Below are 15,534 nucleotides of genomic sequence, written 5' to 3' on the forward strand. Positions count from 1 at the left end.
ATATTAGGTCTCCGACAATCCCGGGGCGGTTCAATACCTTTAAAGAAGGTGTGATAGAAACAGAGCATGTAAACAAAAATGACAATCCTGCGCGTCAGCCAGATCGCCGCGATCAAGAAGGTAATGCTTTCGACGAAGGGATAAATGAGCATACCACCATGCCTGAAGCGGCCAAAAGCACCGATATAAACGATTTAAATCGCTATGCCAATGTCGATAATGCGCAAACACGCGTACTAAATCCTGATGAAAAAGATTTCTAATAGTTAAGGTTGAAGGTGTTTAGCGTGGCTAAGAGTGCTAGCAAATATAGATAGCTATTTTTTATATGCTTATAATTATAAAGAGAAGGCCTATGACTATACAAAACGACAAGAACGTTAATGCTACGGACGTTAATGATAAGGATGTTGATGTAAATCAGCAAAAGCTGAATCATCCAGAAAATAACTCTAATCTAAAAGATGCCGATGACAATAATGGTATTGTACCTGACGATGCCCTGCAAAAGGTCAATCCGGCAGAAGCAGAACGGTTGACGGATGACCACGATCCCCATCATGTGGTAAAAAATCACAAACAATATGATACTTCGATAACCGAAAGCGATAAATAATGGCTTTCAGAACAATAAAAGATTGAATGAAATAAGAAACGGATAATTTATAGTGGCGCTTTAAGTAAAATTTATAGTGTCGCTTTAAGTAGTAAGATTTAAAAAGGTTTAACCCTTAGCAAGAATTTATACGCTAACGGTTAAACCTTTTTTATTTCAGGTGAAAATTAATAAGATGATTAGATAATTAAGCAGGGTTACCACTATGAAAGCGTAGCTCGCTATCTGGACTTGATATCAGCTCTGCTTCAACTTCTTTAAAAAAGGCGACACGTTCGTCAATATTATCTTCAGCTAAAGACTGCGCCAATGCCAAATAATCTTCAAAATGGCGACTTTCTGATTTAAGTAAGTAGCGATAGTACTTCGCCAATCGTTCATCATTAATGACTTCTGCCAATGCGGCAAAACGCTCGCAAGAACGTGCCTCGATAAATGCCCCAATAATTAAGACATCTACCATCGCCGCTGGCTCGTAGGTACGTTTATGCTTGAGCATGCCTTTGGCATAACGTCCAGCGCTCAGATATTTCCATGCTTGCCCGCGCTCATTCATGATGCCGAGCACTTGCTCATAATGCAGCATCTCCTCGCGTATCAATTGTGCCAATTTGCGCTGTAAGTCATAAGAAAACTCATAACGAAAGATTAAATTCATCGCCGTACCAGCCGCTTTTTTTTCGCAGTTGGCATGGTCTTGAATGATTAACGGCAAATCCGCAAGGGCAGCATCGACCCAAGCCTGCGTGGTACGTGCGCCTAAAAATTCATAAATAGGCGATAGGTCTACTTTTAGTGGCGTTCTTAATTGCGCGATATCGACACTGTCTTCTTGAGAGGTTTCTTCTTGAGATATGTCTTCGTCAGCGTCATTATTTTGGGTTAGCGTTGCAAGATCATGAGTATTAATAGTCATAGTTTTTCGGGCTTTTTAAAGAGTAGGTGTAAGGCAGTATTTATTAGGTATTAATAAAAAATTTTGAGAATAATGCCTATTATAACGGCAAATATTTTTAATGGCGTTTGGCATTTCTGGCATGATAGATAATCAGGCAAGCTTGGTACTTTCAAATGCTTAGGCTTAACAGATAACTATTAAGCATAACTTGATGTAGTAATGATTACTTACGGTTTATACATTATTTCAATTCTAGCGCTTAAGCAGACTATTTACCGCACCTAAGCCCATATAGGTTATAGGGTATCATTTATAGACAGCCTAAGTATTTACTTAGTGAATGGTCTTTCCTTGTTTATTTCATTATTTGATAGTAGGATGAGATTTTGCTTTTAGAATATCTTGTCTTACTATTATTATCAGTTAATAGCTAGCCAATCGGTATTATATCAACTATCCATGCCAGCGCAAAAAGTAACGCTTAGCGCCCTAGCATTGGCTTTGCACTGCACTAAGTAGTAGCAATATAGATAATAGCAATCCGGGATTAACACACTTCACGAACAGATAAGGATAACAATATGAGCCAGTCTTCTAACGCCAATCGTATTCAAAAGGGCATTCTTGCCATCGATAAGCAGATGTTCGATTTTATTGAAAACGAAGTGCTGCCGAAAGTCGGTGTTGATTCAGACAGCTATTGGTCAGGTTTTGAAAAGGTTATTAAAGAATTTACGCCGCGTAATAAAGAGCTGCTCGCGACCCGCGCCAAAATTCAGAAGCAAATTGACCAGTGGCATCTCGACAATCCTGCCAAAAATGGCGATATTGATTACCCAGCTTATAAAGCGTTTTTACAAGAAATCGGCTACTTATTACCAGAAGGTGATGATTTCAAAGTCAGCACCCAAAACGTCGATGACGAGATTGCCCATATCGCAGGCCCGCAGTTGGTGGTACCAGTCCGTAACGCCCGCTATGCATTGAACGCAACTAACGCGCGTTGGGGTAGCTTGTACGACGCCTTGTACGGCACAGATGTCATCAGCGATGAAAACGGACAAGAAGCCAAAGGTGGCTATAACCCAACGCGTGGCGCCGCGGTCGTCGCCTATGCCAAAAAATTCTTAGATGAGAACTTTGCATTGGCATCAGGCTCATATACTGATGCTACTGGCTTTAAAGTTGTCGATGGCAAGCTTGAAGTTGTGCAAGGCGATAGCAGCACTGAATTAAAAGATGCCGCTCAGTTTGCAGGTTTTGTCGGCGAGGCTGAAAACCCAACTGGTATTTTGTTAAAAAACAACAACCTACACGCTGAAATCCAAATCGATGGCAGCCATCCAGTGGGTAAAGACGATCCAGCTAACATCAAAGACGTACTATTAGAGTCTGCTATCACGGCGATTCAAGATTGCGAAGACTCAATCGCGGCGGTAGATGCCGAAGAAAAAGTAGAAGTGTATCGTAACTGGTTTGGTTTGATGAATGGCGACTTGCAAGAAACCTTTGAAAAAGGCGGTAAAACTCGTACGCGTAAACAAAACCCAGACCGCGAATACACCACGCCAGATGGCGGCGCACTTATCCTACCAGGTCGCTCGCTACTCTTAATTCGTAACGTTGGTCACTTGATGCAAAACCCGGCTATCCTGGTCGATTTGGGTAACGGCCAAGAAGAGATTTTTGAAGGCTTAATGGATGGTTTGATTACTCCGCTATTGTCTTTAAATGATTTAAAAGGTAAAAACGAGCTATCAAACTCGCGCAAGGGCTCGATGTATATCGTTAAGCCAAAAATGCACAGCCCTGATGAAGTCAAAATGGCGAACGATTTGTTTAACGCCGCTGAAGACTTATTAGGCTTAGAGCGTAATACCATTAAAATCGGTGTGATGGATGAAGAGCGCCGCATGACGGTTAACCTCAAAGAAGCCATTCGCCAAGCAAAAGAGCGCGTGATCTTTATCAATACCGGCTTTTTAGACCGTACGGGTGATGAGATGCACACCAGTATGAACGCTGGACCCTTCGTCCGTAAAGGCGATATGAAATCGCAAGCATGGCAACCCGCTTATGAGCAGTGGAACGTCGATATTGGTTTAGAAACCGGTCTACAAGGCCACGCTCAAATTGGTAAAGGCATGTGGGCGAAGCCTGACGAGATGAAAGAGATGATGGAAAGCAAAATAACCCATCCACAAGCAGGCGCTAGCACAGCTTGGGTACCATCACCAACGGGCGCTACTTTGCACAGCATGCATTACCATGAAGTTAATGTTGCCGATGTACAAGACAGCCTAAAATCCCGTGAGCGTGCTAGCTTAGATGATATCTTGACCATTCCATTAGCCAAAGATAGCAACTGGACAGAAGAAGAGAAGCAGCAAGAGCTTGATAATAACGCTCAAGGTATCTTAGGTTATGTTGTGCGCTGGGTAAACCAAGGCGTTGGCTGCTCTAAAGTACCAGATATCAATGATGTAGGTCTCATGGAAGACCGTGCAACCTTACGTATTTCAAGTCAACATATCGCTAACTGGTTGCATCACGGCGTGGTAAGCGAAGAGCAAGTCATGGATACCATGAAGCGTATGGCAAAAGTCGTCGATGAGCAAAATGCGGGCGATAATGGCTATCAGCCAATGGCCAATAACTTCGATAATTCTTACGCCTTTAAAGCTGCCTGCGATTTGGTCTTTAAAGGTCGTGAGCAGCCAAGTGGTTACACTGAGCCATTATTGCATCAAGCGCGTTTAGACTTAAAAGCCAATACGCATTGCTAGTTCGTCATTTTTAAACGTTATTTTGGGGCTACTTACCCATAGTTAAGTAGTCCTTTAATAGCTAGCATGTGCATGCTTATTTAAAGCGATGTATATTTCTACGTTGATTACTTATAAAAATTTACCCCTATTTGCCAATGGCGAGTAGGGGTGTTTTTTTTGTTTTTATCTAAATAATCGTTAAACCTTAGGTTAAGCATGGGTTTAAGAATTTTTCGTCATAAAAGTCTCAAAAAATATGTTGCAAATTATGTCAAAGTTGTTATGCTTGTAATCGAAGTATGAGTTTGGTAACGGATGTTACGCAACAGAGCGATAAAGACCAGCATTTACATGGCAGTTACGATTCTAATCCCAGTTATGTAAGTCATGGTTTTTTTCATCTTACGGTAATAGCACTTCGCCACACTTGTTTCTGACTAATCTCGGTAGCCAGTTACACATTATATCTTTGAGGATTTGTGACGATACCATATTGGGCACCGGCTAATAATAGCTCGCTCATTACTAAAATTGTAAAGTGGAGATACCCCATGAAAAAACTACTTTTAGCTACAGCAATCGCTGCCCTATCTGTATCTGCAGCCAATGCCGCGCCAACTCTATATGGTAAAGCTTTTTTAGCTGCTGATTATGTTAATGCTGAGTTTGACGCCAATAACTATGATGAAGATACCATAGAAATCAACTCTCATGCTTCACGTATTGGTATCAAAGGCTCTGAAGCCATGACTGCTAATACTGATGTTATCTATCAGTTAGAATACGGCACAAGCGTCGATGGTGATACAAATGGTTTCACTAACCGTGACACCTATCTTGGTGTTATCAACAAACAGTTTGGTGAATTCCGCGTTGGTAAAAACCAGTCTACTTTAGACAGAATTAACAACGTTATCACTGCTGATAGTGGTTATTGGGATAACTTAGGCCAGAATGAATTTGAAGGTGAGGCTGTTGAAGCGTTGAACATGGCTGATAGTAGACGTGTTAATAGTTCAATTATCTGGACTGCACCGAAATACGATGGTTTACCATTAGAAATCTCTGCAATGTATAACTCTGATGATCAGAATAACAATGATAATTCTGGCTTCGGCGTTGCAGCTATGTTTGATCAAGGCACAGGCTTCACCGCTGGTGTTGCTTATGATAAAGACACTAACATCTCTGGTGATATCATCCGTGGTACAGCGACCGTTGATTTAGGCAAGTTCATTGCCGCTCCTGTAACTCTAGGTGCGCTATATCAAGTAGCTGATTATGATTATGATCGTGCTGAGGATACTAAGAAAGAGAAAGGTCTAATCATTAGTGCGGCAATGCCTTTAACTAACTTTGCTCGCCCAGCTTCTATCTATGCACAGTACAACAAAACTGACAACTTAAACGGTTGGAATAACGCTGATTCAGATCAAATCGTTGTTGGCGGTAAGTACTTCTTTAAAGACAACATGATCATGCATGCCTATGCTGGTATGAACAACGCTGACAATGTTAGATCTGTGAATATCGACGGTGATAACGTAACTTATGGCCCTTATGGCGATGCGGAAGTATTCGTAGTAGGTACTGGTCTAGAATACAAATTCTAATCTAAACATTATAATCTGATTATAGAAAACTCATCCTTCGGGGTGAGTTTTTTTGTTATGCCCTTTTTAAAGCGGCAGTGGCGTATAATAGTCATGCTTATGATAAATATGCACTGATGCGGGCGAAGCGCTAAAACGGAGTGTTTTAAAGAGTTTGTGCTTTTGCCCTATATTTTGTAGCGTATTTTTAGTAAAATCCTTCTTTACCAATTACCGACAGAGTACTATGACCAAGTTTATATTTGTGACCGGTGGGGTAGTGTCCTCACTAGGAAAAGGTATTACCGCAGCCTCTCTTGCAGCAGTCCTTGAAGCGCGTGGTGTAAGCGTAACGATGACCAAAATGGATCCGTATATCAATGTCGATCCAGGTACGATGAGCCCATTTCAACATGGCGAAGTGTTCGTCACCGAAGATGGCGCTGAGACCGATTTGGATTTAGGCTACTATGAGCGCTTTTTACGCCATTCAAAGATGAGTAAGAGCAATAACTTTACCAGTGGCCGTATCTATCAGAACGTTTTGAATAAAGAGCGCCGCGGTGAATATTTGGGCGGTACGGTACAGGTGATTCCGCATATCACTGATGAAATCAAAAGTAAAATCCTTGCCAGTGGCCAAGGCTACGACATCGCCATTATCGAAATTGGCGGTACGGTCGGTGATATCGAGTCACTTCCTTTTATGGAAGCGGTACGCCAAATGCAAGTAGAGCTTGGACGCAATCGTGCCATGCTGATGCATTTAACGCTGGTGCCTTATATTGCCAGCGCGGGCGAAACCAAAACTAAGCCTACTCAGCATTCAGTAAAAGAGCTACGTTCTATCGGTCTGCAGCCAGATATCTTAATCTGCCGCTCTGACCACCATATTTCACCAGACAATCGCCGCAAGATTGCACTATTTACCAACGTCGAAGAGCGTGCGGTTATCATGTGTGAAGATGCGCAAAGTATTTATCAAATACCGCGTACCTTGCATGAGCAAGATCTTGATGATTTAATCTGTGAGCGCTTTGGTCTTGATGTACCAGAAGCGGATTTAAGCGATTGGGATAAAGTGGTCGAAGCACAGCTCAATCCTGAAGCGGCAGTGACGGTTGCGATGGTAGGTAAGTATGTTGAATTGCCAGATGCTTATAAGTCTATCAACGAAGCTTTGCTACACGCTGGTATCACTCATAAAGCCGACGTCAAAATTGACTATATCGATGCTGAGCTATTAGAAACCGATGATGCTTTATTTGCTCGTCTAAACGATGCCGATGCCATTTTAGTACCGGGCGGTTTTGGTGAGCGCGGTACCAATGGCAAAATGAAAGCCATTACTTACGCGCGCGAAAATAACGTACCTTATCTTGGTATCTGCCTTGGTATGCAGCTGGCAGTGATTGAATATGCGCGTAATGTGCTACATATCGATGCCAATTCTTCTGAGTTCCATCGTACCGCGGCTGAACCTATCATCGGTTTGATTACCGAGTGGTTGGATGAGCGCGGCGAATTGCAGATTCGTAGCGATGATTCAGACCTTGGTGGCACCATGCGTTTAGGTGCGCAGCAAGCGGAACTGGTTGCTGGTAGTAAGCTTGCGCAAATTTACGGTTCAACCAATATCACTGAGCGTCATCGCCATCGTTATGAGATGAACAATCGTTATATCGAGCCATTAGAGCAAGCAGGTATGACGATATCGGGTTATTCTGCCAAGCAGCATTTGGTTGAGTCGGTTGAGATTCCTCACCATCCTTGGTTTATCGCCGTACAGTTCCATCCTGAATTTACCAGCTCGCCACGTGGTGGTCATCCACTGTTTAACAGCTTTGTCAAAGCGGCAAGGAATTATAGCGATAATAAATAGTCGTTATCGCACAACCGCTTAATAATCATAAAAAGACTGATCTTCGGATTGGTCTTTTTTTTTGGCTTGAATTCAGACTTTTCTAATGACATTTTTTATAGATACAGCTTTTATATCAGGTAGTTAAAATTATCAATTACGCTTGGATACTTTTTTTCATTGAGCTATCGGTTACAATAGGAAAAGTCAGATGAATAAACGCTGTTGATAACGACAGTAAATAACAATAATGAGGGTCAGCACTTCATGGAACATTTATTAACCGCGCAATCACACATCAAGCTCAATACGCCAAATGGCAATATGATTAACATCGGTAACGACCAGCCATTTGTACTATTCGGTGGTATGAATGTCTTAGAGTCCAAAGAATTGGCGTTTGAGATTGCCGAGCAGTATGTTGACATATGTCAGCGTTTGGGCATCGGCTATGTCTTTAAAGCCAGCTTTGATAAAGCCAACCGTTCAAGCTTACATTCATATCGCGGGCCGGGTTTAGAGCAGGGTATCGATTGGCTAGGGCAAATTAAAGAAAAGTTCCAAGTGCCAATTATCACTGACGTCCATGAGCCTTATCAAGCAGCGCCCGTCGCTGAAGTGGCTGATATTATCCAGCTACCAGCGTTTTTATCGCGTCAGACTGACTTGGTGCATGCGATGGCAAAAACCGATGCGATTATTAATATCAAAAAGGCGCAGTTCTTAGCACCGCACGAGATGCGTCATATTGTCAATAAATGCCTTGAAGGTGGTAACGATAAGCTGATTTTGTGTGAGCGCGGTAGTGCCTTTGGCTATAACAATTTGGTCGTCGATATGCTGGGTTTTGATACCATGAAGCAGATGGATGTCCCCGTGTTTTTTGATGTGACGCACAGTTTGCAGCAGCCGGGAGCGCGTAGTGACAGTGCTGGCGGTCGCCGTGAGCAAATCACCACCCTTGCTCGTGCAGGTATGGCGACAGGTTTGGCAGGTTTGTTTTTAGAGGCGCATCCAAACCCAGAAGTGGCGAAATGCGATGGTCCGTGTGCGTTGCGAACCAGTCAGTTAGAGCCGTTTTTGCGTCAACTTAAGCAGATCGATGAGTTGGTCAAAGGTTTTGAGATATTGGATACGCATTAATGCTATAAACGATAAGGGGATAAGATCATGGCGATTAAAGTTGCACAAGTCAGTATCGAGAATATCGATGATAATGAAGGGTTTGAGAGCGTGATGACGGCGCTAAAAAACATTACCGGTGTCACAGAGATTGAGCTACAGCCTGAAAACAGAATGGCATTTATCCATTATGATGATACCAAAACAACGGTACATGCATTTGTTGCGGCAATCAGCATGGTCGATTACGTGACTCAGCCGTTTCCTATTGATGCCCCGCAAAATCCACGTTATCATGATTAGAGATTACAGCTTACTCTTGTTTTAGAAATAGGAAGTGTGGCTTGTCGTTTTGGTATAAATTCACGGCTTTATTAATACAGTTATAACCAAACTTACTTGTTGTTAACAGTAATACGTCTTATGCTAGTTGCATGCTGTATTGATAATTAAGCGCATAAAGAGCATTATCAATACAGTTTTTGAACATTATAAAAAATTCACTAATAAAAAATCCGTTATAAGAATAAGGAGCCTATCATGGCAAACCAAACTAGAATTATTAATATCGATGGCATGACTTGTGGTGGTTGTGTGGCAAGTGTTCACACCGCGACTGACGGCATAGACGGCGTAGAGACAATCTCTGTTGATTTGGCTGATAACCTAGCGACAGTTACCTTTGATGACAGTAAGACCAGTGCAGAAGCTATTGCATCGGCTATTGAAGAAGCGGGCTTTGATGCCACCGTTGCTAACTCTTAAGATTATTTATATTTATAAAAGAACCGGCTCTCATGGCTGGTTTTTTTTAATGGCTAAAAAATGACGAGGCAGCAATAACTAATGTCTTTTCATTTATACGCCAATAGCTCTTGATGAGTTGCAAGCATAGAAAAAGTTGAATTACCGCCAATCATAACCATTTAATATTTATCTGAGTAGGTTTAGAAAAGGGCTATTCAAATACGCTTTCGTCTAACACCTTTATCAAGCTATTGAGCTTTTTTTCCGCGCAAACGAATGCCTAAATATCTAAACGCTATCACGCGCTTTAACGCAATAACGAGTTCTCTCTATGAATGACGCTACCCGTACCGCTAACAATGACCCCTATGAAGTTGAGACTGATATCCAGTCAAATACGCCGCTTGTGCCCAAGCGTGCGCACCTGCAACTGGCGATTGAGGGGATGACATGTCAGGCTTGTGCGTCTCGCATCGAGAAGGTTCTTAATAAGAAGCCAGCGGTTTATGAGGTCAATGTCAACTTCGCTGGCGAGACTGCCAATGTCGATTATGATCCGGCTCAGACCACGCCTGAGCAAATCACAGAATGGGTAAATAAAACCGGTTTCGTGGCCAATTTGCAGGCCGCTGATAGTTTGTTTGCTAAGTCAGATGAAGATACCGCAACTGAATATCCATGGCGCTTGATTGCCCTATGGGTGTGTTTGCTACCGTTTTTAGTGGGTATGGCAGGCATGCTCGTTGGGCAAGGTATGGCGTGGATGCCGCCTGTTTGGATTCAGTTTATCTTAGCGACCATTGTCCAATTTGGGCTGGCATTGCCATTTTACAAAAGCGCTTGGGCGTCTATCAAGGGTGGTCTTGCCAATATGGACGTATTGGTGGTCATTGGCACGGTAACCATTTGGGCGTATTCTACTTATTTATGGCTGACCCATGGCGATGGCACGTTAAGCAGCTTATTACAAAGCGGGCATGCAGGCGGACACGGACCAGCAGTGTATTTTGAAGCAGGGGTGATGGTCATTGCCTTTGTGCGTACGGGTAAATACCTAGAAGAGCGCACCAAAAAGCATAGTTTAAACAGTATCGATTTATTATTGTCTTTAACGCCTGATGAAGTCGAGCAACAGCAGCCGAATGGCGACTTTCATAATGTCGCGCTGCAAGATGTACAAGTAGGCGATATATTGCGTGCTAAGCAAGGCAGCCGCGTGGCAACCGATGGGACAGTTATCGATGGTAGTGGCTGGTGTGTGGAGAGTCATTTAACCGGTGAGTCCGTACCACTTAAAAAAGAAGCAGGCGATATACTGCTAGCAGGGGCGTTGGTCGAAAATGGCAGCTTACTCTATCGCGTCAGTGCAAAGGGCAGCGATACCAAGCTCGGTGACATGGTACAAGCGCTGAGCGATGCGCAAGGCTCAAAAGCCAATCTAGCGCGCCTTGCTGATAGAGTAACGGCTATTTTTGTCCCTGTGGTAGTAACGATTGCCTTGGTTACTTTTGGGCTGACGTGGTGGCTAACGGGTATGGTTGATACTGCCTTGATGCATGCGGTTTCGGTGTTGGTCATTGCTTGCCCATGTGCGCTTGGTTTGGCAACGCCAGCGGCTATTATGGCTGGTATGGGCGTCGCCGCGCGTCATGGCGTTTGGTTCAAAGACGCGCAAAGCTTAGAGGCGGCAGGCAATATCGATACCGTAGTGCTCGATAAAACCGGTACACTGACTATTGGTAAGCCTACCATCGTCGATCAGGTCATGGTGGATAAATCGCTTGCCGTCGATGATGTGCTGCAAATTGCTGCAAGTGTTGAGGCGCACGCCAGCCATCCTTTAGCGACGGCGTTGATTAACGCGGCTCAAGAGCGTAACTTGCCATTGATGACTGTCACTGATATCAGTGTCATCAAAGGTGCGGGCATACAAGCAAATATCGAAGGCTTAGGCTTGATAAAGGTTGGTAGCGCAGAGTTTGCTAATTTGACGCTACCAAAGCTGATGCCAAAAGTATGGCAAATTGCCAGTACGGTCGCTATTAGTATTAACGATGAGCCGCTAGGTGCTTTTGCCCTTGCTGATGACTTAAAGGATGACACGCCGCAAGCCATAAGAGCGCTACAAGATGCTGGCATCAATGTCATTTTGATGAGTGGTGATAAGCAATCGGTCGTTGATCATGTGGCAGGGCAACTGGGTATCGAGCAAGCTTACGGTAAAATGAGCCCACGCGATAAGGCGAGCCAAATTGCCCTGTTACAAACAGCGGGTCACAAAGTGGCGATGGCGGGCGACGGCGTCAATGATGCGCCAGCAATGGCAACCGCCGATGCCAGCTTTGCGATGTTTGAGGGTACGGATGTCGCCCAGCATAGTGCCTCTGCGCGCTTGATGGGTGAGTCGCTCATGCATATTGATGCGGCGCAAAAAATTGCCAATGCAACGGTGCGCAATATCAAGCAAAATTTATTCTTTGCTTTTATTTATAATTGCCTCGGCATTCCTTTGGCCGCTTTTGGTTTTTTAAACCCTATGATTGCTGCCGCAGCGATGGCGCTGAGCTCTATTTCAGTATTGATGAATGCCCTACGTCTGACGCGATTCAAAACCGAGGTTGAGCTAAATAACACTGTCTCTAATACTCATACTGACAGTAAGCATTTACCAAAAGCATAAATGCCAAACCGCCTTTCATATCTTCGCTGTTAGTAGGGATAAAAACCCTTCTTTAATGGCTGATATTACAGGCGATATTTCATTTTATGGGCGCAAGTTGAGGTAAGATAAGGGAAGTTTTACAAAATTTATGCTATGATGCCAAGCACGATAGCTGACAGTTAAAGTATTAGATAAACCTTTAACAATGCCTAAAACCAGCCAATGATATGAATAGATGCTGCTGGTTTTGCTATAAGTGCTATACGATATTTTGTTTTACCTTTTTTGTATTGTAGTTGCCGTTATTTATCCCTCAAACTTGGCATGACCATAGGAATTAACAGACATTATGTACGCTGAAGAAACCACCAACGTCGCCGCAATTATAGACATTCGCGCTCGTGAGATTTTAGACTCGCGCGGTAACCCAACGATTGAAGCTGATGTCATCTTAGCTGACGGCACGATTGGCCGTGCTGCTGCCCCAAGTGGCGCCTCAACGGGCTCACGTGAAGCGCTTGAGCTACGTGATGGCGACCAAAGTCGCTATATGGGTAAAGGCGTCAAAAAAGCCGTTGCCAATGTCAATAGCCAAATTCGTAGCGCGCTGATGGACAAAGACGTCACCGAACAGCAAGCGATTGATGACGCTATGATTGCGCTCGATGGTACAGAAAATAAAGACAGCCTTGGCGCTAACGCTATGTTGGCGGTGTCTTTGGCAACAGCAAAAGCGGCTGCCCAGTCACAAAGCCTGCCATTGCATCAGTATATCGCAAACTTGCGCAACCAGACGTCATTAACGATGCCGGTACCGATGATGAACATCTTAAACGGTGGCGAGCACGCGGATAACACGGTTGATATTCAAGAGTTTATGATTGAGCCAGTTGGTTTCACCAGCTTCTCAGAAGCCCTGCGTGCGGGTACAGAGATTTTCCATAGCTTAAAATCTGTCCTAAAAGCACAGGGTTTAAATACTGCCGTCGGCGATGAAGGCGGCTTTGCACCAAACTTGCGTAGCAATGAAGAAGCCATCACCGTTATCATGCAAGCGATTGAGCAAGTCGGTTATAAAGCTGGCGATGATATCCATTTGGCTCTAGACTGTGCTGCCAGTGAGTTTTATAAAGATGGTCAATATATCTTGGCAGGCGAGGGTAATAAATCCTTTGATAGCCAAGGTTTTTCAGATTACCTCGTAGGCTTGACGCGTCAATATCCTATCATCTCTATCGAAGACGGTCTTGATGAGTCGGATTGGGATGGCTGGAAATACTTAACTGAACAGATTGGTGATAAAGTTCAGTTGGTTGGTGATGATTTGTTCGTGACCAACCCTGCTATTTTGCAAGAAGGCATTGATAAACACATTGCCAATGCGATTTTGATTAAGTTTAACCAAATCGGCACCTTATCAGAAACCCTGGATGCGATCTATCTGGCGAAGAAAAATGGCTATGCAACGATTATCTCGCATCGTTCAGGTGAAACGGAAGACAGCACCATTGCTGACTTAGCAGTTGGCACAGCAGCGGGACAAATTAAAACCGGCTCACTATGCCGCTCAGACCGTGTTGCAAAATACAATCAGCTACTACGTATCGAGCAACAAGTACGTGCAAGCTACCGTGGCCGTGAAGAGTTTATCGGTTTACGTGGCTAACAAGCTGAGTAGCTAAGAATTTTAGTGTAAACTTAAGCGCTATATTGTCATTCGCAAGATGATATAGCGCCTAATAAGTTAATCTAATTTTCGATTTTAATTATTATCCCTTTATCACTTAGCGTTAATACTTTATGAAATACTTTAGCCAATTTATCTTACTTGCTTTAGCGGTCGCTGTGCTGTTAGGACTGCAATACCAGTATTGGCTGGGTGAAAACGGTCAATTTGAGCATCATAAATTATTGACCCAGATTGAAGAACAACAACGTTTAAATGACAATCAAGTAGCGGCAAATAACTTGCTGCGTACGGACGTTCACGATCTAAAAACCGGTCTTGAAGCGGTAGAAGAACATGCACGTTTAGACTTAGGCTTGATTAAGCCCAATGAAACCTTTGTACAAGTATCAACAGCGCCGACAACCCATAGCCGTTATTGATTCTATCTATTCTAAGATAAACGATTACTTATAGTTTGTTTTGCTTATATTTATATTACGATTTTTTTAAATTCCTTGTTATCCAATCCAGTCATATCATCATGGAATCTGACCATGAGTCTTAACCAAAGCCAGCCTACGAATAACACACCTGACATACACGCCATGATCGTCGCTGCGGGTCGCGGTAGTCGTTTTGGAGCATCAATAGCCAAACAATATACCAAACTACAAGGGCAGACCTTGTTACAACATAGCGTGGCGCGGCTTGCGAGCAGTCGTTATATTGATAAGTGCTTATTGGTGATTGCAAAAGATGATAGTATCGCGCAGACGCTTGATTTTGCATTGCCTATTCAATATACGAGTGGCGGTGCGGAGCGTTGGCAATCCGTGCAAGCAGGGGTAGAGGCGCTTATTAGGGCAGGTGCGCATGACTCAGACTTGGTGCTTATCCATGATGCCGCGCGTCCAGCGGTGCCTCAACAAGACATTGATAAAGTGATTAAAGCCGCGCTGCAAGAACCGTATGGCGCTATCTTAGCGACCCCAGTTGTCGATACCCTAAAACAATCCTATACAGCGTCCTATAAGCATGCTAGCGCTGTCTCCGAAGCTATTAATAGCGCTAAAGGTGAACAGCATTCTTATGTTGAACGTACGCTTGAGCGTAGCAATATGTGGCAAGCGCAAACGCCGCAAGTCTTTCGCTTAGCTAAGCTGCGGGAAGTGTTGGCGTATGTTGAAGAGCATGACCTTACCATCACCGATGAAGCAAGCGCGTTTGAGTACTTAGCGCTGCCAATTCGTTTGGTCGTTGGCAATCGGCAGAACCTTAAACTTACCTATCCTGACGACGCCATCTTGCTTACCGCGATTCTTAACGCCCAGTCCCAATTGTCTTAAAAGATTTTCACCACCGTCACTATTTGCATTTCTCATTATTTCCCGTGCTAAGTATTTCACTATAAATTTTCTATTCTCAAGTTCTAAATTGAGATGACTCTTCTCATAGCATTCATTTCTCACCTTTTTTTTCTAAGATTTTAGACTGACTGTTGAATAAAAAAGCATTTATTTATGCTATATGTTGAATATAAATGTTATTAAAGCAACGTTTAGTATTAATAACCCCAATTCGGGATAAGCGCTCAAAAAA

12 protein-coding genes and 1 pseudogene are annotated in these 15,534 nt (G+C 43.4%); 12 read left to right on the forward strand and 1 reads right to left on the reverse strand.

The window, feature by feature from the left end; genetic code table 11:
* Positions 1-263, forward strand: a pseudogene (locus IQ457_RS08015) (hypothetical protein); the annotation flags it as partial.
* A gap of 92 nt (positions 264-355) precedes the next feature.
* Complete coding sequence (locus IQ457_RS08020; protein ID WP_191692419.1) at positions 356-616, forward strand: hypothetical protein; 261 nt, start codon at positions 356-358, stop codon at positions 614-616.
* Positions 617-803: 187 nt separating this feature from the next.
* Here the strand turns inward: IQ457_RS08020 and miaE are convergent, their stop codons facing one another.
* Positions 804-1,532 (reverse strand): tRNA-(ms[2]io[6]A)-hydroxylase, encoded by a 729-nt coding sequence (gene miaE / locus IQ457_RS08025; protein WP_200662753.1) that lies wholly within the window; start codon positions 1,530-1,532, stop codon positions 804-806.
* A 563-nt stretch (positions 1,533-2,095) separates the two neighbouring features.
* On the opposite strand from miaE, the gene IQ457_RS08030 reads away from it, so the two are divergent.
* The 10 genes from IQ457_RS08030 to ispD all read left to right on the forward strand — a co-directional run bounded on the left by IQ457_RS08030 (position 2,096) and on the right by ispD (position 15,281).
* Positions 2,096-4,300, forward strand: a complete 2,205-nt coding sequence (locus IQ457_RS08030; protein WP_193032183.1) for a malate synthase G — start codon at positions 2,096-2,098, stop codon at positions 4,298-4,300.
* A 533-nt stretch (positions 4,301-4,833) separates the two neighbouring features.
* Positions 4,834-5,895 (forward strand): porin, encoded by a 1,062-nt coding sequence (locus IQ457_RS08035; RefSeq protein ID WP_200662754.1) that lies wholly within the window; start codon positions 4,834-4,836, stop codon positions 5,893-5,895.
* Positions 5,896-6,121: 226 nt separating this feature from the next.
* Positions 6,122-7,756, forward strand: a complete 1,635-nt coding sequence (locus IQ457_RS08040; RefSeq protein ID WP_200662755.1) for a CTP synthase — start codon at positions 6,122-6,124, stop codon at positions 7,754-7,756.
* Between the two features lie 303 nt (positions 7,757-8,059).
* Entirely contained in the window at positions 8,060-8,878 is an 819-nt protein-coding gene (kdsA, locus tag IQ457_RS08045) for a 3-deoxy-8-phosphooctulonate synthase (RefSeq protein WP_242465391.1), read from the forward strand.
* A 27-nt stretch (positions 8,879-8,905) separates the two neighbouring features.
* Positions 8,906-9,160, forward strand: a complete 255-nt coding sequence (locus IQ457_RS08050; RefSeq protein ID WP_200662757.1) for a hypothetical protein — start codon at positions 8,906-8,908, stop codon at positions 9,158-9,160.
* A 237-nt stretch (positions 9,161-9,397) separates the two neighbouring features.
* Entirely contained in the window at positions 9,398-9,622 is a 225-nt protein-coding gene (locus IQ457_RS08055) for a heavy-metal-associated domain-containing protein (RefSeq protein ID WP_198328934.1), read from the forward strand.
* Between the two features lie 313 nt (positions 9,623-9,935).
* Positions 9,936-12,284 carry a heavy metal translocating P-type ATPase gene (locus IQ457_RS08060; protein ID WP_200662758.1) on the forward strand — a complete coding sequence of 783 codons (2,349 nt, stop codon included), beginning with the start codon at positions 9,936-9,938 and terminating at the stop codon, positions 12,282-12,284.
* Between the two features lie 331 nt (positions 12,285-12,615).
* The gene (gene eno / locus IQ457_RS08065) at positions 12,616-13,932 is read left to right on the forward strand and encodes a phosphopyruvate hydratase (protein ID WP_200662759.1); all 1,317 of its coding nucleotides are present in this window, start codon (positions 12,616-12,618) and stop codon (positions 13,930-13,932) included.
* Positions 13,933-14,066: 134 nt separating this feature from the next.
* Positions 14,067-14,375, forward strand: coding sequence for an FtsB family cell division protein (locus tag IQ457_RS08070; RefSeq protein WP_068407112.1), 309 nt, complete (start codon positions 14,067-14,069; stop codon positions 14,373-14,375).
* Positions 14,376-14,489: 114 nt separating this feature from the next.
* Complete coding sequence (gene ispD / locus IQ457_RS08075; protein WP_200662760.1) at positions 14,490-15,281, forward strand: 2-C-methyl-D-erythritol 4-phosphate cytidylyltransferase; 792 nt, start codon at positions 14,490-14,492, stop codon at positions 15,279-15,281.
* Positions 15,282-15,534 lie beyond the last annotated feature (253 nt).

The sequence above is a fragment of the Psychrobacter sp. M9-54-1 genome, assembly GCF_016613355.1.
Lineage (GTDB): Bacteria > Pseudomonadota > Gammaproteobacteria > Pseudomonadales > Moraxellaceae > Psychrobacter > Psychrobacter faecalis.